2 protein-coding genes are annotated in these 21,079 nt (G+C 70.0%); both read left to right on the forward strand.

Features of this window, described 5'->3' with window-relative positions:
* Positions 1–478 precede the first annotated feature (478 nt).
* Complete coding sequence (locus tag RVX_RS00650; RefSeq protein WP_420192392.1) at positions 479–17,536, forward strand: amino acid adenylation domain-containing protein; 17,058 nt, start codon at positions 479–481, stop codon at positions 17,534–17,536.
* Positions 17,536–21,015: an alpha/beta fold hydrolase gene (locus tag RVX_RS00655; RefSeq protein WP_116307174.1), complete on the forward strand. Its 3,480-nt coding sequence runs from the start codon at positions 17,536–17,538 to the stop codon at positions 21,013–21,015. Before RVX_RS00650 ends, RVX_RS00655 begins: the two co-directional genes overlap by 1 nt.
* The last annotated feature ends 64 nt before the right edge of the window (positions 21,016–21,079 follow it).

Here is a 21,079-nt window from a genome sequence, read left to right on the forward strand (position 1 = left end):
ACAGCATCCTCCTGTACTCGGCGTAGGGTAGCGCATCGCTGTGGAGTTGTCGTGCGAGGAGTGTCTGGATTTGCAAAGGATGCAGTGGCGTCGGGTGCTGCGACAAAAAAACAGGCGCTCTCCCCCATCAGGCGGCGTGCGCCGCATGGCCGGGGAGATGCGCGGTATCGGGCCAGGCATGCGTTGCCTTTCGGGGACGGCGACCGTCGCCGGGGTGGCGGGCGTTCATGCCTGCGGCAAGCCGATGTCTGCTCGCGGATTTCCGGCCGGGCATGCCCGCCACGCGCGTGGGGGCGCGGCCGTATCCGTGCGGGCATGGCGCGCCCGCAGGGTAGGGTTTTCCTCCGTGAGCGTTCACCATCCCGCATTGCCGTGTAGATACTGCATAGGTGGGGGGCAGGTACAGCCTTAAGTGATAGGTTAACCTTGCCAACATGTTGAGGGGTGGGGTAGTTCTCGCGGCATAGAGAGGTTGTTCATGAAAGACGCCATGATGGATGACGGACTGCAAGAGATTGTTCCGCTTACCGGCTGCCAGAAGGAACTTTGGCTGGCCTGCCGGACGTCACTGTCGGAATATGCCGAGGTCTCCATCAGGGGCAGTTTTCCCATCGCCAACGCAGTCTGCCCGGACCGGCTGCGAGAGGCCATACGCATCGTGTTGCGGCACACCCCCCTGCCGGGAGCCACGCTGTGCGCGGATGGCGACGAGCCGTGCTTCATCGTGGGCGCGGCAACCGATGTGCCCGACAGGGGGGACGACATCGATTTCCGGTTTCTGGACCTGCGGGATGCCGCCAACCCGGAACAGGCCGCCAAACAGTATGCCGCCGCCTTTTTCGAAGAGCACGTGGACAACCCGCTGATGCGCTATGCCCTGCTGCGCACGGGGGAGTCGGAAAGCCTGTACCTGGTCAAGAGCTCGCATCTCGTGCTCGATGGCCTGGCCTTTTTCTACCACACCGCGTTCGTGGCCGACGTGTATACCGAGCTTGCGCAAGGCCGCACGCCGGGTCCGTACGAGCGCTGCTCGTGCCTCGAAGAATACCGGGCAGATGCGGGGCACGCCGCCTCGTCCCGCTTCGCCAAGGACATGGCGTTCTGGGAAGAGCATCTGGAACGGCTGCCAGAGAAGCGCATTTTCCGAGCCCTGCCGGGCCGCCCCGACGTGCTGGGGAACACTCGCTACAAGAAGTACCTGTTGGCACAGGACGCCTCGCGCCAGGCCGGGGAATTGCAGGCCAGATACGGCGTGAGCCCCGCCGGGCTGTTCACGGCGTTGCACGCGCTGGTCCTTTCGTACATGTGCGACGAGAAGGACATCGTGGTGCAGACGCCCCTGGCCTTCGGCGAGCGCAAGGCGTTCCGCAAGCGGCAGGGGGCGCACATCTGCATGCCCCCCACCCTGCTGGACATGCGCCAGCACGAGACGTTCGCCTCGCTGCTGGCCGACGTGGGGGCACAGAGCGCCGCGTTCTTCCGGCGCGCGCGCACGCCGTTCCAGTTGGCCGTGCGCAACCTGGGCCACAAGAATCTTGCCTACATAGCCGACACGTTCATCAATTACCTGCCCAACGCCCCCGAGGGCTCGCCCGATTTCCACATTCGCGAGGCCGTGCAGCATCACAGCGTGCATGAGCCCGTCCTGTTCGGCGCGCTGGTCATGGAAGAATGCCATACCCGGCGGCTTTCGCTGACGGTGCGCAGTTGCCGCAACCATTTCAGCGAGCGGGACGTGGACCGGTACGTGCGGCGCGTGGAGTACCTGGTGCGCCAGTTGGCCTCCGGCGCGGACCTGCCCCAGCTGGACTACCTGCTGGAGGAAGAGGCGGGCGAACTGCGCGCCTGGCAACGGGGCGACGAGCGGCACTACCCCGTGCGGTCCATGCCCGGCCTCTTCGACGAAAAGGCGGAAGCGTTCGCGGGGCGCGATGCCGTGCGCGACGAGCACGGGGCGGTCCTGTCGTACGCCGAGCTGCGCGAGAACTCCCTGCGCTGCGCCGCGTGGCTGGCCGGGCAGGGGGTGGGCAGGGGCGATGTCGTCGCGGTGCTGGCCAGGCGGGCGCTGCTCCTGCCGGAGATCATCCTGGGGATACAGCGGTGCGGGGCGGTGTATCTGCCCGTGGACCCGAAATCCCCGGCGGATCGCATTGCGTACATCGTGGCCGATGCCGGGGCGGTCCTGACGCTTGATGTCAATGACGCCGCCTACGCCGGGGCACCCCCCGTGGCGCCGCCCCTGGGGCCAGACCCCGGAGACGGCGCCTATCTCATTTATACTTCCGGCTCCACGGGCAGGCCCAAGGGCGTGCTGGCCCCCCACGGCGGCTTCGTGAACATGATTCAGGGGCAGATCGAGGTCTTCGGGGTGGGGCCGGAGGACCGCGTGTTGCAGTTCGCGCCGCCCGTGTTCGATGCCTCGCTCTCGGAAATGTTCATGGCCCTGCATGCCGGGGCCTGCCTGTACCCGGTCAGCGACGCGTACCGCAACGCGCCGTGGGATTTGAAGGGATACATGGCGGACAACGGGGTTACCGTCACCACCTTTCCGCCGTCGTACCTGCGCCTGTTCGACGGGGAACCGTTCCCCGGCCTGGGCGTGCTGATCACCGCCGGCGAGCCGCCTGTGGCGGCCGACGCGCTGCACTACGCGGGCGCGCTGCGGTACTTCAATGCCTACGGCCCCACCGAAACCTGCGTGTGCGCCTCCATGAAGCGCGTGGCCCCGGACGAGGCCCTGCCGATCAGTTCCGGGCGGCCCATCCCCAACGGCGTGGTCTGCATTCTGGATTCCTCGGGACGGCCGCGCCCGGCGGGCATGGTGGGCGAGCTGTGGGTGGGGGGGGCCAGCGTGGCCCTTGGCTACCACGGCAACCCGGAACTGACCGGGCAGCGATTCCGGCCCCTGCCCGGCTCCACGCCGGACAAAGACGGCAGTAGGGCCTATGCCACGGGCGACCTGGCCCTGTGGTCCGAAACGGGCGAGATACTGCTGGTGGGGCGCGCCGACGACCAGGTGAAGGTGCGGGGCAACCGGGTGGAGCTGGGCGAGGTCGCCTTTCTGCTGGAGCGCTGCGAGGGCGTGCGCCAGGCCCAGGTCCTGGCGGTCAAGGACGGCAACGGGCAGACCGAGTTGGCGGCGTTCATGATGCTGCGCCCGGACGCCACGCAGGAAGCCGTGGCCCGCTGGAGCCGGGCCAACCTGCCGCCGTACATGGTGCCAACCCTCTGGCACGTGCTGGATGCCATGCCGGTGACCCGGACCGGCAAGGTGGACCGCACCGCGTTGCGCCGCATGGCGGAAGCCCCCGTGCAGGCTCCGCGGCGAGAACGCCCCGTGGACGAACGGCTGCTGGATGCCTGCCAGCGGACCATGGGCGGCACGTATGATCCGGAGGCGAACTTTTTCGACCAGGGCGGCAACAGCCTGAAAGGCATGCTGCTGTTGCAGGAAATCCGCAAGGTTTTCGGCGTGGACCTGGCCTTTCGCGACTTCGTCGCCTGCGAAACCCTGTTCGACGTCGAGGCCATGTTGCGCCAGCGCGGGGAACAGGCAGCGCCGCCGCCATCCGCCACGGTGCCCCTCAGCCGCGCCCAGTACCGGATATGGGCGTACCAGCAGGCCAACCAGGGCACCGTGGACTACAACATGCCTCTTTTGCTGGAGGTGGGCGGCGAGAACGCGCGGGCCTTCACGGATGCGCTGCGCCGGGCCCTGGGCGACCAGGAACTGCTTTGCTGCACCATCGGCGGCGACATCGACGCCCCGCACCTGGCGCGTGGCGGCGAAGGTGCCATCCCCGTGCGGGAGGAGGCGTTCGCGGACGAGGCGGCGGCCACGGCGTTCCTCGACGGGCAGATCCATGCCCCTTTCGACCTGCGGCGCGAACCGCCGGTGCGCATGGCCGTGGCCCGGCTGGGCGACCGTTTGCGGGTGCTGGTGGTGGTGCACCACATCGCGGGTGACGGCGAAACCCTGGACATCGTGTTGCGCAACGCCCTGGAATACCTGCGCGGAGGGCAGCCGGAGAAGGGCGCGCTGGCCGTGCAGGCGCGGTTCTGCCACAGGGAGGCGGAATACCTGCGCTCGGACGCCTGCCGGGACGATGCGGCATACTGGCGGGCCATGCTCACCCCGCCGGTGCCCCCCGTGTCCACATCCGCGGCGCGCATCGGGGCCATGACCGACATGGCCCTGCCGCCAGCGCTGGCCGAAGGGCTGGACCGGCTGGCCAGGCGGTCGGGCACCACGGAACTGACCTGTTTCGTCCCGCTGCTGGCGCGTTTTCTGTGCCGTGCCTGCGACAGGCCGGAGATGCTGGTGGCCGTGCCCGTGGGCCTGCGCGAAACGCAGGAGGAATTCCGCACGGCGGGATTTTTCGTGAACACCGTGCCCCTGCGATTCGCGCCGTCCCCGGCGGCGAACATGGCGGAGGACGCAAGGGCCACGGCGCGCCAGCTGCGCGAGGCCGTGGCGCACGGCCGTTACTGCGACATCCCGGCGATGCCCGATTTCCTGGCCACCCATATCCACGCGGAGCCCTGCCAGGGGCCGGGCCTGGCGTTGCGTCGGCTGCCCCTGCAACTGCGGGCCAGCAAGCTTGCGGGCAGCTTCACGCTGGTCACCGGGGAGGATTCGCGGATCATCCTGGAGCACGACGCGGGCTTCATCCACGATGGGGCGGCACTGCTCGCGGCGCTGCTGCGGGACATGGCGTCCGCGCTTGGTGATGGCGGCATGGCGGACGCCGGTGGCGCGACCATCTTTTCCCTTGCCGCGCGGTCCTGCGACGTTGAACCCCACGCAGGCTTGCCTGATGCCATGGTAACCACGGTCGCGGGCGGGTCCGCGCCATCCGGCCCCCGCGAGGCGCTGGCCCAGGCCTGGGCCGCGATACTGCACGCCGAAGCCGTGGACGCGGCCGATTTCTTCCGGGCGGGCGGCGATTCCATCAAGGCCATCCAGATCACGGGCCTGCTGCACCGAAGCGGCGTGACGGTCCTGTCCGCCCCCGATTTCCTGCGCACGCCCAAGTTTGCGGACCTGTGCGCGTTGCTGGACAGGGCGGATTGCGGCCAGCCGGACGCCGGGGACGCGGCCGCTGCCTCCGCCTCCGGAGTAATTGCCCACCCCCCGCTGGAGGCGGGCCAGATGGCGCCCTTGCTGCCCATCCAGCAGGCCCTGCTGCGTGACCACCCCGACCACTGGACCGCGTTCCACATGCTGCTGCCGCTGGAACTGGATCCGTCCATCGCGCCGGAGACGGTGCAGGCGTGGCTGGAAACGCTGCCCGGCAGGTTCGAGGCCCTGCGCCTGGCCTTCTCGCCGCGCGGGGCGGAAGCGCTGGCGGAACCCCGGCCCGTGACGCTGCGGCGCTGCGACATGCCGCACGGAACCTCGCGGGTGGATGCATTGCGCCATCTGGTGCGAGAGGTCACGGCCGGGCTGGACCCGCAAACGGGGCACACCCTTGGCGCGGGGCTGGCGGACTGCGACGGGGCGCGGCTGCTGGCGCTGGTGGGGCACCATCTGGTGCTGGACGCCGTCTCGCTGGACATCCTGCTGCGCGACCTGCGGGCCTTCGTCAGCGGGGCGAGCGTTTCGCGGATGGTCGAGGGCTGCGGCCTTGCCGCCCGCTCGGCGGCCATGGAACGGCTGGTGGCGGAGGGAACCTTTCCCAGCGCCGAGGACCGCGAATTCTGGGCGGGCGTGTGCCGCACCCCCGCCGCGCCCCTCAATGCCCTGCGAACGCATGGAATTGCCAATGGCGCCGATGACGTCCCGGGCGCGGGCGGCCAGGACATCGCCTCCGAGCGTGTGACCGCCCGGGCGGGCCTGCGCGGCTTTCGCGCCGGGCACACCCGGTCCGTACCGGCGGACCTGCTGGCCGCGCTCGCGGTGGCGTTGCACTGGCAGGGGCAGCACAGCACCGTGTTCGTAACTCTGGAAAGCCATGGCCGCGACAGCGTGGCCCCAGGCTGCGACCTGAGCCGCAGCCTGGGCTGGTTCACCGCTGTCTGCCCCCTGCCGCTGACGCCCGCCGCCTCTGGCGCGCAGGCCCGCCGCCATCTGCTGCCGTGGCTGCGCGACGCCTTCACCCCGCGTGGGTGCAACGCCTACGGGTACCTGCGTCGCGCCGATCCCCAACGGTTCGGCTACGCCGCCCAGATCGGCTTCAACTATCTGGGGGCGGTGGGCGATGCCGGAGAAGGCGGGATCGTTCCGCTGCCCTCGCTGGCGGCCCCCGGTGAAATTCCTGGCCTGCTGCACCCCCGCTACCGCCCGGACGCCCCGCTGGACCTTTCCGCATCGTTCGACGCCAGCGGCGAACTGCACCTGCTGGCGTGGTTCAGCCCGCACCTGCTGGCCCCGGAGTGGGTCGCCGGACTGCTGGAGTGCTGGGCCGCGGCGCTGCGAACACTGCCGGCGTACAGTCCGCCCGTCGATGACGAAACGCGCGCCGCCATCCTTGCCGACTGCCGCTGCACGGAAGCGGATGTCGAACGCATCGAACGGCCGGACCCCAGCCACGAGCCGATGCTGTACCAGCACCTTGCTCCGGGTGACGGCGTGTATACCCAGCAGGTGGAGTTCCACTTTGGCGGCGAACTGGACGAATTCCGGCTCATGGCCGCATGGGACCGCGTGGTGGACCGGCACGAGAGCCTGCGTTCGCTGTTCCCCATGCCGCACCACGGCGAATTCTTTCGCGTGGCCCTGCGCCGCGCCCGGACCGGCGCGGAATACCACTGCCTGTCGCACCTGCCCCCGGACGCCGCCGGGGCGGAGGCCAAGGCCCTGGTGCGGCAGCGGCGGGGCAGGGCATTCGACCTTGCTCGCGGGCCGCTGCTGCACGCCCAGTTCTTCCGGCTGGATGCGCGCACCCTGGTCATGAGCTGGTGCTTTCACCATCTGCTCATGGACGGCTGGTGCATCGGCGTGCTGCTGCGGGAACTGTTCGCTACCTGCCGCAGCCTTTCCGGGCGTCCCACCCCGCCGTTGCCCGCGCCTTTCGCCCTGGCGGAATACGAACGATGGCAGGCGGACTTCGACATGGAGGCGGCGCGGGAGTACTGGGCCGCGCTGCTGGACGGGTATGGCCCCCTGGCCGGTGTGGCCCCCGCGTCAAGCGGGCCATCTGTCGTTTCGTCGCCCGACGGCGAGCCCGAAACGCTGGAACTGGCGCTGGACGTCCCGCTTGGTGACGCCCTGCGGCAGGCCGCGGCATCGCATGCGGTCACCCTGTCGGCCCTGACGCAGGCGCTGTGGGCCGTGGTGCTGGGCGTGCGCAACGGACACCGCCGCGACGTGGTGTTCGGCGTGGTGACCTCCGGCAGGCCCGCGGAAGTGGACGGCATGGACCGGGCCGTGGGGCTGTTCATCCGCACCCTGCCCCTGCGGGCGCGCTGGAACGAGGCCGACGGCTTCGCCAGCCTGCTGGCCGACCTGCGCGAACAGGGGCTGGGGCAGATGCGGCACGGGTACCTGCCTCTTGCCGCCATGGGGCGCAACCTGCTGGATCACCTGATGGTCTTCGAGAACTATCCGGCGGATGCGCCCTTCGGCGGGGCCGACGTGCAACTGCTGGACGTGCGGGGTTACGAGAAGATTCCCTATCCCCTTGGCATCACAGTTATTCCCGGTGCGGAGCTGCGCTTCCGCTTCCTGTACGACCCCGCCGTGCTGGCCCGGTCGGACGTGGAGAACCTGCGGGACAGGCTGCACGCCGCCCTGCGCGCCGTGGGCGGGGATCGGGACGTTTCCTGCCGGACCCTGGAAGCGGTGGTGGCCGCCGTGCCCGCTTCGGATGTGGCGTCTTCGGACGGGGCATCTTCCGGCGTTGCCGTTCCTGCGGATGCCGGGCTGGCGGATGCCGAACGGGCATCTTCCGCGCCTGCGCCGCAGGGCCTGACGCGCGGGATGGCCGCCGCGCCGTCCCGTCCGCACACGGATGAGGGGCTGGAAGAAACAGTCCGGAGCGTCTACGCGGAAGTCCTGGGGCGCGGCGTGGTGACCCCCGATGAGGACTTCTTTGCGCTGGGCGGCCACAGCCTGTCGGCCATGCAAGTCATGGCCCTGCTGGGCAGGCGGCTGGGCGTGAAGGTGGGCATCGACGACATCCTTTCCCACTCCAGCCCCCGACAACTGGCGGCGCGCATCCGGGATCTTTCGCACGGCGAAGCCCCTTCCATTGGGCCGAATGAGGCCCGTGCGGCGGCGCGCATTCCGCGCGTGGACACGGAAGGGGTGCACCCCCTGTCTCCGGCCCAGCAGCGCATCTGGTTTCTGCAGCGGCTGCACGAGGACGGCCGGATCTACCAGATTCCCTTCGCGGCACGGCTGCCCGGCGACGTGGACGCGGACGCGCTGCAACAGGCCCTGCTGTTGCTGGAAGGCCGCCACGACGCGCTGCGTCTGCGCGTTTCCGCCCATGCACCGGAACAGCGCCTTGCCCCGCTTGGCGGCCTGAAGCTGGAACTGCGCGACGGCCCGTGCACGGAACAGGACCTTGAGCTGGCCCCCATGGACTTCGGGTTCGACGCGCCGCTGGCCAGGGTGACGCTGTTCCGCGAGGGCGCATCCGGCTGCGTGATGCTGCTCAGCGTGCATCACATCGTGTTCGACGGCTGGTCGGCGGAAATCCTGCTGCGGGAACTGAACGAGGCCTACGCGGCGGTGCTGCGCGGTGATCGGCCCGCATGGCCGCCGCAGGAAACGGACTACCTCAGCCATGTGGCGTGGGAACGGGAGCGGGAACCCGCGGGACTGGCCGCGCTGAAGGACGCGCTGCTGCCCCTGCCGGAACGGCTGCGCCTGCCGCTCGACTTCCCCCGGCCCGCCGTGCAGGGGCTTGCGGGCGGGGTGGAAGTGTTCCGGCTGGACACGGCGCGGGGCCGCGCGCTGAAGGCCCGCGCGCGCGATGCGGGCACCACGCTGTTCCCCGTGCTGCTGGCCCTGGTGGGCACGTTCCTGCACCGCCACACCGGGCAGGACGACCTGATCGTGGGCTGCCCCGCCGCCAACCGGGAACTGGGACATACCCAGGGCATGATCGGCCTGTTCGTCAACACTCTGGCCATTCGCATGCCGCTGCGGCCGGACGGAAGCTTCGACGAACTGGTCGGCGCCGTGGACGCGGCGTTCCGCCGCGCCCTGGCCGCGCAGTCGTACCCCTTTGAAAAACTGGTGGATGCGCTGGGCGTGGAGCGGGACACCTCGCGCAATCCGTTGTTCGACGTGTTCGTGGCGCTGGAAGACGCCACCTGGCACGACTACGGGCAGGAGCCCCTGCGCATGCGGTCCCTGCCGCTGCCGCACCGCCACAGCAAGTTCGACCTCAGTTTCTATTTCCGCGAGATGGAACCCGATGCCTATGAAGTGCATCTGGAATTCCGGACGGACCTGTTCACCCCCGCCACCGCGCGCAACCTGTGCGAGCGCCTGTCCACCCTGCTGGACGCGGTGCTGCGCGGCGACGGCGCGTCCGGTGGCTCGTTCGTGGGCGTCCCCCTGCACGCGCTGGACCTGATGCCGGAACGCGAACTGCGGCAACTGCAACGCTTCAACGATACGGCGGAAGTCTTCGACATCGAGCGGGACGCGGACAGCCTGTTCCGCGAACAGCTGGCCCGCACGCCGGGCCATGCGGCCATCATCGCCCCCAACGGGCAGGTGTGCAACTACGCGGAATTCGACGCCCGGATCGCGGCCACGGCCGCCTGGCTGGCCGGGCAGGGCGTCTCGCCCGGCGACCATGCCTGCGTCTGCCTGGAGCGGTCGCTGGACATGATGGTGAGCATCTTCGCCGTGCTGCGCCTGGGGGCCGTGTATGTGCCCGTTGCGCCGGGCCTGCCCGCCGCGCGGCTGCGCGCCATGCTCGAAGACCTCGGAGCGCCCGTGGTCATCTGCGACCCGCGCTTCGCGTCCGCGTTCGACGGGTGCGGGGGGCGGGTGCTTGTGCCGGACACGTTAGCACCGGACGCGTACACACCTGTCCCGCGCGGGCTGCCGCCTGCCGGACCAGCCGGGCGGGGCGGCGTCGCGCCGGATTCCGTGGCCTATGTCATCTTCACCTCCGGCTCCACAGGGCGGCCCAAGGGCGTGCAGGTGGAGCACCGCAGCCTGTGCAACCGCCTGTTGTGGATGCAGTCGCGCTTTCCCATCGGGCCGGACGACGTGGTGTTGCAGAAGACCACCGTGTCCTTCGACGTGTCCGTCTGGGAACTCTTCTGGTGGTCGTGGTGCGGGGCCGGGCTTGCGCTGCTGGAACCGGAAGGGGAGAAGGATCCGGCCCGCATCGTCGAGGCCATCCACGCGCGCAAGGTCACGGTGCTGCACTTCGTGCCGTCCATGCTGCGGGCGTTTCTGGACTACCTGGAAGCCTTTCCGGGCGAAACGTCCAGGATTTCGACCCTGCGTTACGTGTTCACCAGCGGAGAGGCGTTGCCGCGCGATCTCGTGGCCCGGTTCAACGCGCTGCTGCGCGCGCAACTGCACAACCTGTACGGCCCCACGGAGGCCACCATCGACGTTTCGTGGTACCCGTGCGCGCAAACGCCCCCCCATGGGGTGCCCATCGGCAGGCCCGTCAGCAACACCGGGCTGCACGTGCTGGACGCCCGGATGCGCCCGGTGCCGCCGGGCGTTGCCGGAGAGATATGGATCAGCGGGGTGCAGGTGGCGCGGGGCTATGCCAACCGGCCGGACCTGACGGAACGCGCCTTCGTGGCGGATCCGTCCTTCTCCGGCGGGCGCATGTACCGCACCGGCGACCTTGGCCGGTGGCTGCCCGACGGCAACATGGAGTACCTTGGCCGCAACGACGACCAGGTCAAGATTCGCGGCCACCGCATCGAACTCGGCGAGGTGGAGGCTGCGCTGGCCCGCTGCCCCGGCGTTGCGCAGGCGGTGGCGCGCACCTGCCGCATCGGCGGGTACGACGCGCTGGAAGCCTTCCTGCTGCCGCGCGCCGGGGCGGAACTGACGTTCCGCGACATCCGGTCCGCGCTGGCGGCCAGCCTGCCCGAATACATGTGTCCCTCGCGCTTCCATGTCGTGGACGACATTCCGTTGACCCCGTCGGGCAAGGCGGACCGGGGGCGGCTGGCGGGCGCGCCGCTGCTGCCCGCCGCGCGTGCCGTCGGCAACGCGTCGGAAGTCCCGCTGCTGGACGAGGTGCGCGCCCTGTGGCGGCAGACGATGCCGGAAGTGGACGTGCGGGACCCGGACATCGGCTTTTTTGGCGCGGGTGGCAATTCGCTGCTGCTTGTCCGGCTGCACGGGCTGCTGGACCAGCGCTGGCCGGGCGTGTTCACGCTGGCGGGGCTGTTTTCGGAAAGCACCATCCGGGCGCAGGCGGCGTACATCGCCCAGACGCGAAGCGCAGTCCGGCCCCGTTCCGCCAAGGCCGCGCCCGATGCCCCGGTGGCCATCATCGGCATGGCCGTGCGCCTTGGCGACCACGCGGACACCGAACGCTTCTGGCAGGACCTGGCGAGCGGCGCGGACCTGAACGTACCGCTGCCCGAAGCGCGGCGGCGGGAGGTGCGGCAGGTATTCGAGGCCGTGGGCTTCCCCTTCGACGAGGCCCGGCTGCGCGAGGCGGCGTACCTTTCCGACGTGTCCTCCTTCGACCACAAGCGGTTCGGCCTTGCGCCCGGCGATGCGGCCCTGCTCGACCCCAGGCAGCGCGTGTTCCTTGAAACGGCCATGCAGGCCCTGGACGACGCGGGCTACGGCGGTTCGGCGCTGGAAGGGCGCAACGTGGGCGCCTTCGTGGGGGCCAGCCCCTACCGGCTGTTCCAGGACGCGGTAAGCCGGTCCTTTCCCGACCAGGCGGAGCAGATCTACCTGCTCAACGTGCCCTCCAACGTGGTGGCGCGGCTCAGCTACCTGAAGGACTGGAACGGCCCGGCGGCCACCGTGGATACCGCCTGCTCGTCGGTGCTGAAGGCCGTGCACGACGCCTGCCACAGTCTGCGCGCCGGTGAAAGCTGCGTGGCGCTGGCGGGCGGGGTGCACCTCATCGACCTGCCGGTGAAGGCCGACCGCACCTTCACCATAGAGGCCGCCTCGGGCCGCACGCGCACCTTCGACGCGGAGGCCGACGGCGTGGGCGCGGGCGAAGGCGCGGCGGTGTTCGTGCTCAAGCTGCTGGATGACGCCCTGCGCGACCACGACGCCATCCACGCCGTCATCGCGGGCAGCGCGGTGAACCAGGATGGCAGGTCGTCCAGCATGGCCGCCCCCAATCCCGGCGCGCAGGCCGAGGTCATCACGCTGGCGGCCCGCAACGCATCCGTGGAGCTCGAAGACATCAGCCTTTTCGAGGCGCATGGCACGGCCACCGTGCTTGGCGACCCGGTGGAGATCGAGGGACTGACCCGTGCCTTCGCCCGCGAGGGGGCGCATCCGCGCGGCAAGATTCCCATCGGCTCGGTGAAGGGAAACCTGGGCCACCTGGACGCCGCCGCCGGGGCAGTGGGGCTGGCCAAGGCCGTGTTGTGCCTGAAAAAGGGCCTCGTGCCGCCGCAGCCGCACTTTACCCGGCCCAACCCGCACATCGACTTCGACGCCGCGCCCGTGCGCGTGGCGCAAACGCTGGAGCCGCTGCCCGAGGCGCACCGGCCGTGGCGGTGCGGGGTGAGTTCCTTCGGTCTCAGCGGGGTGAACACCCACGTCATTTTGAGCGAGCCCTGGCCGAACAAGCCCAGGCTGGCCGAACACGATGGGACCGGGCACGAGCGCGGGGCCGTGCCGCGGGATGGCGACGGCGCATGGTGCTGCGCGCCGCTTTCCGCCCAGAGCGAGGCCGACCTGCTGGCATACCGCCGCGCGGTGCGGGACGCGGTGGCCCGCAACCCCCACTGGCCCCTGCACGCCATTGCCGCCACGCTGGCGGCCGGGCGCGACCATCTGGACGTGCGGGCCGTGGTGGTGGCGCGCACCCGGCAGGAGCTGCTGGATGCGCTGGATGGCGGCATCACGCCGGTCACCTGCCACGCACGGCAGGCGGTGGGCGCCGCCGCAGCAGCGGCCGGGGCCGCGCCCACCGTCCATGCCACGCGTGAGGCGGCCGACGAGGCCGCGCGGGCGTTCCTGGCCGGGCAGCGGCTGGCATGGCCTGCCGATCGCCCCCTGCACCGGGTGCACCTGCCCGCCACGCCGTTCACGCGCGTACCGCTGTGGCCCCGGTTCGCCTCGGCATTCCTGTCCGGCCCCGTGCAGACGCCCACGGGCAGCGCCTTTGCCCTGTCGCTGGACCGGCCAGATTTCTGGCCCGTGGCGGAACATTGCCTGAACGGCGTGCCCACGCTGGTGGGCATGGGCATGCTGGACATCATTGCCAAGGCCGTCGAACGGGGCAAGGCCATTGATCGAGGCCAGTCCGTGGACCGTCTGCCGCTATGCATCGAAAGCCTGCGCTGGCGCAGCCCGGTGACCATGGCCGACGGCAGCCGGGCCACGCTGGTCGTGGAGCGGCGCGACCACGGGCACTCGGTGGAACTGCACCACCTGCGCGACGGGGCCTGGAGCGTGGCGGCAAGCGCCACCGTGGGCGATGCAGAGCCCGTGCGGCCCGCCGCGCCCCCCGCTGCGCTGGACATGGCGGCCCTGCGCGCGGGCCTGCGTCCCTTCGAGGCGCGGGGCGCACAGACGCTGGTCAGCATCAGCGGGCGCTGGCTGTGCCGCGAGGCGCTGTGGATTTCGGACGGGGGCGACCGGCTGCTGGCGCAACTGGCCCTGCCAGACGCATACCGGCACGACCTGCATACCTTCCGCTGGCACCCGGCCATGGTCGACGTGGCCGCCAGCCTGGCCCTGCACGGCGTTTCCGGCTTCGTCCCGGCCAGATGCGGCGCGGTGCGGCTGTACCGGCCGCTGCCCGCCAGGGCATTCGCCCATGTGGGCATCACCGAACGGCAGCCGGGCATGATCACGGCGCGGTGCACGGTGGCCGACCTTTCCGGCAACGTGGTGCTGGAGATGGACGACCTAGTGTTCCTGGCGCTGGCGCAGGCCCGGCCGGAACGGGACGAGCCGGACGCACGGCCGGAGCCGGAACTGTATTCCGTGGAATGGACAAGGGCCGACCTGCCCCCCGTCGCGGCAGCGTCGCCCACGGACGATGGCGGGCTCATGCTGCTGGGCGGGGGCGATGGCGAACTTTGCGAGGCCCTGGCTACGCGCGCCTGCCTGCGGCGGGAACTGCCCGCGCGGCCTGAAGAACGGCAGGCCCTGGCCGGGGAGATACTGGACCGGGGCATTGACCACATCGTCTACTTGCCTGCGGCGGACGACGATCACTGGGCCTTCTGCAGCCAGCTACAGGAACTGTGCCGGGCCCGGCTGCGGGCTCCCCTGCGCGTCACCGTGGTGGGCGGGGGGGGGCTGCCGCAATCCGGGGGCGCGCCCGAACACGCCTTGCTGCTGGGGCCGCTGCTGTGCCTGCATCAGGAAGAACCGCGCATTTCCTGCGCCCATGTGGATCTGACATCGGCTGCCCCCGAGCCGGTGCGCGCGTTCATGGACAGCCTTGGCCGCATCGACGGGCCGTACCGCATCGACGGCGACGGGAACGTCCGGGTGCGGCGGCTGAACGCATTGGGCGCGACTGGCCCGACTGGCGAGACTGGCACGTCTGGGGCACAGGGCGCGGCATTCCCCGCCCTTGCGCCCGATGGGTGCGTGGTGATCTCCGGCGGCCTTGGCGGCATGGGCCTGACCCTGGCGCGGCAACTGCACGCCGCCACCGGCGTCCGCGTGGCCCTGCTGCACCGCAGGGGCGAAGTCCCGGCGGACATGCCCTTCGCCGCCTACCGCTGCGACGTCACGGACTCCGGGCAGGTGGCGGCCGCATTCGCCGCCATCCGGCGCGAGGTCGGCCCCGTGCAGGGGGTCATCCATGCCGCCGGGGTGGCGGGCGACGGCTACCTGCTGTCCAAGGGCCGGGAAGCCTACGAGGCGGTGCTGGCCCCCAAGGTTGCCGGAACGTGGAACCTGCACCGCGAGACCCTTGGCGACGACCTGCGCTTCTTCGTGCTGGCCTCGTCCCGCACCTCCCTCACGGGCGCGCCGGGGCAGTGCGACTACACGGCGGCCAACGCCTTCCTGAACGCCTTCGCGCGGTATCGCAAGGGCTTGGGGCTGCCTGCCCTGGCCATCTGCTGGAACACCTGGGCGGACGTGGGCATGGCCGCGCGCCACGGGGCGGACCGGGGCGCGTTCACCCTGGCCCCGGAACAGGCATTGGGCGTGCTTACTGGGGCGCTGGCCAGCGGTTCGGACCTCGTGGTGGTGGCCATGCCCGGCGAGGGCGCGGCCGACCATCCCCTGGCCACCCTTGTCGGGGTCGCCCCCGCATCGGGCCCGGCAGCGGAACCGCAGCCCGCGTCCGGCGCACCGGATATGGCCGCAGCGCCGGATGGGGAGCAGGAAGCGCAACTGCTTGAAATATTTCGCGACTGCCTTGGCTACGACGCGGAACTGACCCGTGAGGACGACTTCTTCGACCTGGGCGGTGATTCCATTGCCGCAACGCGCATCGTCAGCCGCATGGACCAGGCGCTGGGCATCAAGGCCAGCGTGGTGGACCTGCTGGAAAGCGACAGCCTGGGCGACTTCGTGGACAAGGTGTTGGCCGAGCGCAGGCGGGCCGCCCCGGCGGCGCGGGGCCTGCAGCCCGCCCCGGCGCGCGAAGCCTACCCCGTGGGCCGCGAGCAGTTGGCCATCCTGTACGCGGACATGCTGAGCGAAGGTCACCTCGGCTTCAACCTTCCGGCCTTCCTGAAGCTGCCGCGCGACCTGGACAGGCGGCGGCTGGAAGCGGCCATCGGCGCGCTGGTGCAGCGCCACGAGGTGCTGCGGACCTCGTTCCGCGACTTCGAGGCCGAGCACCCCAACATGGTCATCCACCCCTACACGGGCTTCACCCTGGAAGAAACGCGCCTGCCGGACCTGGCGCACAAGGATGCCCTGATCACCCCCTTCGACCTGAAGAAGGAGGGCGGTTTCCGGGTTCGCCTGCTGACGCTGGACGACGGCGAACACGTCCTGTTCTACGACGTCCACCATGCCCTCGCCGACGGCAGGACCATATCCCTGCTCAACGCGGAGCTCTACCGCCTGTATCACGGGCTGCCGCTGGAGCCGGTGAGCGCCCAGCAGAAGGATTTCGCGTGGCGCCAGTTCACGCAGTCCAATGCGCAGGACAAGGCCTACTGGCTGGCGCTGTACCGCGACGGCCTGCCGAAGCTCGACCTGCCCGCCGCGTACCCGCGCCCCCCGGTGCAGACCAACCGGGGCGGCATGTACGAGTTCGAGTTGCCCGGGGAACTGGTGGCGGGCATCCGCGACCTGGCCCGGCGCGAGGGCGCGACCAACTACCACGTGGTGCTCACGGCGTGGAGCCTGCTGGTCCACGCCCGCACGGGCGACGACGACTTCGTCATCGCCATATCCGTGGACAGCCGCGACGAGCACCTGAACACGGCGGGCATGCTGGCCTCGCTGCTGCCCCTGCGGCTGCGCGTGGACGGCGCAAAGCCGCTGGGCGCGCTGCTGCGGGATACCCGCACGGCCAGCAACGAGGCGCTGCGCCATCGCGGCTACATCCTGGGCAACCTGCTGGCCGACCTGAAGCCGCCGGTGTGCCTGGACCGGTCGCCGCTGTCGGAAGTGATCCTGTCGTACATGAACTTCGAGTTCGCGGCGGAGGGCGTCCAGATGTTCGAACCGATGCGGTTCAGCAAGCACGCCAGCAAGACCGATCTTTCCATCTTCGCCAGCGACACGGGCAGCGCCATCGGCTTCGCGCTGGAATACTACGCGGACCTGTTCAGCCACGACGACGTCGTGCGCATGGGGAAAGACCTCACGCGGATACTGGAGTTGATGACCACTGGCCCGGCGGACGAGCCCGTGCGGTTCACCCATGCGCCGCCAGCGCGTCCCGTTCCCGGCCCCGCTCCCGGTCCCGCTTCCGATTTGGCGCCGTGCGCCCTCGCTTCGGTGGTGCGCGAACTGGGCGGGGAACTGCGCGAGGGCATCCGCGGGCTTGCCGCGCGCATGGGCGCTTCCGCCGCCTCGGTCATGCTGGCCACCTTCGCGGTGCTGCTCGGCCGGGTGACCGCGCGGCAGGAGTTCGTGGTGGACGTGGCGTCATGCGGCCCGGTGCGGTTCCTTCTCGACGAAGAGACGGAGTTCGGCGACCTGCTTGCCCATACCCACGCGCAACTCCTGGGCAACGGGCAGGAGGCGCGGGTTGCGCCCGACGATGGCGAACCGGGCCGGGCTTCCGGCAGTTCGTTCCCGCGCGTGGCGTTCCTGTGGGACGGGGATGAGGCCGGGGCGTCGCTGGCGCCCGGCCATGGCGGAAACCCAGGCGAACATGATCTGGTGTGCCGCGTGCGGGATGACGGCGGCACCATCACCGTGCGGCTCGACCACGACGCCCAGTCCCTCGCTGCCGAAACGGCCGGGAACTGGCTGGAATATTACGTGCTCTTTCTGGATGGGGCAGCCAAGGGAAATTGATGATGAAACTCTCCGACTTCAAGCTCGACCCCACCGCCATGGCGGCGGCCCCGTCCGATACGCCCGGCAGGCCCGGCGCGCCGGGCGATGCGCCCACCCTGGAGGCCCTGTTCCGCGACATGGTGTCGCGCAATCCGGAAGGCGTGGCCCTGACCGATGACGTTACGTCGCTGAGCTTCGGCAGGCTGGACGAGTTCTCCGCCACCATCGCGGGCTTCATCCTGTCGCGGGGCTATGGGGCCGAGGCGGCGGTGGGCGTCCTGTGCGAGCGGGGGGCGCGCTATCTGGCGGCGGCGCTTGGCGTGCTGCGGGCGGGCGCGGTGTACGTGCCCGTGGAGCGCGACCTTTCGCCCGCACGGCAGGAGGCCATGCTGCGGCCGGTCAGGATGATAGTCACCGACAGCCGATGCCTGCGCGAGGCGGAATACTACCGCTACCGCAATCCCGGCATTCGGGACGTGCTGTGCATCGACCTTGCGGGCACCGACGGTTTTCTGGAAAAGGGCACGGGGCTTGGCAGCACCGCCTATTGGGAGGGCGTGACCGAGGCGGGCAGCGACCTGGGCTGGAAAAGCTGGTTCGACGGGCAGCCGCTGCCGGGCGACATGCTGGCGGGCATGGCGGCTGGCATTCTTGCCGCAACCGGGCTGGCGGAAAGGCCCCGCAGGCGGGTGCTGGACGTGGGCTGCGGTTCCGGCGCGGTGGCCGGGGCGCTGGCCGGTGTGGCGGAGCTTTACACCGCCGTGGATATCGCGCGCAACGAGCTGGACCGGCTCGGGTGTTTGGGCGCGTCCACCGTGGTGAAGGGTCACCAGATGGAGGCCGTGGACATCTGCTTCCTGTCCGGCGTGGAGTACGACCTCGTCTGCCTGAACGGGGTGGCGGAGAACTTTCCCGGCTACAACTACCTGCGGCGGGTGCTGGACCACGCCCTGCGGCTGCTGGCCGACGACGGCACGCTCTTCGTCGGCGCGGTGCGCGACCTGGACGGCAGGGACGCCTTTCGGGCGGCGCTGGTGGAGCACGCGGGGCAGACCGGCGAGAGCGCCGGGCTGCTGCGCCTGGACTCCGGGGCGGAGCTGTTCGTCCCCGAGCGATTCTTTGTCGAATGGGCGGCGCACAGCCCCGTGCCGGTGCGGGTTTCCGTTTGCCGGCACGACGCGGCACACCGCGACGTCGCCCACTGCTACGACGTGGTTATCAGCAGGGGGAACCCGGCGGCCTCGGACGTCCCGACTGGCCAGATTGGTCCGACTGCCTCGACTGCCCAGCCCACGGAACGCCCCCTTTACGGCATGGAGCACGCCCGGCAACTGCCGCCCCCCAAACTGCCCGCCGTCGCGCCGGAACAGGCCGCGTACATCGTGTACACCAGCGGCTCCACCGGCATGCCCAAGGGCGTGGTGGTGGAACACCGCAACCTGCTGCACATCATCGCTGCGCTGCGGGAATATTCCAGCGGCTGCCGCAAGGCGGCGCTGGTGGCCCCGCTGTCGTTCGACGCATCCATCCAGCAGCTGGCGGTGTCGCTGTTCTGCGGCAAGCCGCTGCACGTCATGTCAGACGAGGCCCGCAAGAGCCCGGAGCGGTTCTGCGCAAGCGTGCGCAGGCACGGGGTGGACCTGTGCGACATGACCCCGGCCTTCTTCAACGTGCTGGTGGAGCATCTGCACGCCCGGCGCGAGCCGTTGCCCATGGCGCGGCTGCTGCTGGCGGGCGAGGTGCTGCGCCCCGACGCCATCCGCAAGTTCTACGCCATTCCCGGCAACGAGGCCGTGGTGCTGTTCAACGTGTACGGCCCCACGGAATGCACCGTGGACAGCAGCGCGTTCCGCATTGATCACGGCAACCATGCCGCGTATTCCGCCTATCCCATCGGCAGGCCGCTGGCGGGCGTGGAGGTGACCATCCGCGACAGGGACGGCAAGCCGCTGCCCGATTCCGTGACAGGCGAATTGTGGATTTCCGGGGCCGGGGTTTCGCGCGGGTACCTGAACGGCGAAAGCCCCGGGGCTTTCGTCACCGCCGAGGGGCGGCCCTGCTACCGCACGGGCGACTACGGCCACGTTCGCGACGGGCTGCTGCACTACGCCGGGCGCGAGGACCAGCAGGTGAAGATACGCGGCAACCGCGTGGAGATCGGCGAAGTGGAAAACGCCATCGCCGGCTTTCCGGGGGTGCGGCAGGTGGCCGTGGTGGCCGACACCTTCAGCGCGCAGGAAGGCAAGAGCCTTGCCGCCTACGTGGTGGGCGACGTGGATGCCGCCGCCTTGCGCGCCTATCTGGAGGGGCAGCTGCCGTCGTACTGCGTGCCCGCCCATTACGTGCCCATGGTGGAGCTGCCCTTTTCGGTCAACCGCAAGGTGGACCGCAAGGCGCTGCCATCGCCGCTTGCGGGCAGGCGCATGGTCGAGGGCCGCAGGCCCGAGGGCGACATGGAGGAACGGCTGGCGGCGATCTGGAAGCGCCTTCTGGGCACCGACGTGGCGGACGCCGACGCCAGCTTCTTCAGCCTGGGCGGCAACAGCATCATGGCCATCCGGCTGGCGGCCATGGTGGAAAAGGAACTGGGCGTCCACGTGGCCGTCAACGAACTGTTCACCCACCCCTCCATAGCCCTGCTGGCGGGGCTGATCGCGGGCAAGGGGGGCACGCGGAACGGCCCGGTGATCCGGCTGTGCCGCCGCGAAGGGGGGAAGAACCTGTTCCTGTTCCACCCGGTGGGCGGCAGCGTGTTCTGCTACAGCCACCTGGCGGAGACGCTGGGCGGGGCCTGCACGGTCTACGCCGTGGAGGCGGCGGGGTTCAGCGCGGAAAAAACGGCGCTGAACACCGAACTGCACCGGGTGGAAGACCTTGCCGAATACTACTTGGGAGAGATCCTGAAGGCCGAGACGGAGGACATTGTCTTCGGGGGGTGGAGCTTCGGCGGGCTGGTGGCCTACGAGGCCGCATGCCGGTACGCGGCCATGGGCAATGATCCGGGGCCCGTGCTGATACTGGATTCCGTGGCGGACAACCGCCGGGCCATGCGCGAGGCAGCCAAGGACGACGTGGAATTGCTGAAGCATCTGATGCAGGACACCCTGCCCTTTGACGAGGCCGTGTTGCGCTCGCTCCCGCGTGAGGAAAAGCTGGCCTATCTCGTCCGGCGCGGCGAAAGCACCGGGCTGCTGCCCGAAGGGTTCAGCGCCGTGCAGATGGACAACCTGTTGCGCACCTACCGGGGCAACGCCATCGCGGCGGCACGCTACGACCGGCCCACGCCGTCGGACCTGCGCGTGCTGCTGGTGCGCGCCCTTGATTTCACGGGCAATCAGCATATCGTGCCCGATGACGACCATCAGGGGTGGAGCCGCTTCTTGCGGCCGGAAAACATCACGCTGCGGTGGACCGAGGGGACGCACGAGAGCATGCTTTCTCCCGGTCTTGCTGGCAATGTGGCCAAACACATTCTGGAGTATCTGGACCATGCGTAGCATCCTGAAATCCTGCCCAGCCCTTGCCCCGGCGTGCGCGCATGGGCCCGTCCGGACGTTCCTC

This window comes from Nitratidesulfovibrio sp. HK-II, assembly GCF_003402415.2.
GTDB lineage: Bacteria > Desulfobacterota > Desulfovibrionia > Desulfovibrionales > Desulfovibrionaceae > Cupidesulfovibrio.

Excerpts from the sequence above, each read along its gene's own strand:
- RVX_RS00650 (WP_420192392.1), top strand. The coding sequence starts at position 479 with ATGAAAGACGCCATGATGGATGACGGACTGCAAGAGATTGTTCCGCTT.
- RVX_RS00655 (WP_116307174.1), top strand. The coding sequence starts at position 17,536 with ATGATGAAACTCTCCGACTTCAAGCTCGACCCCACCGCCATGGCGGCG.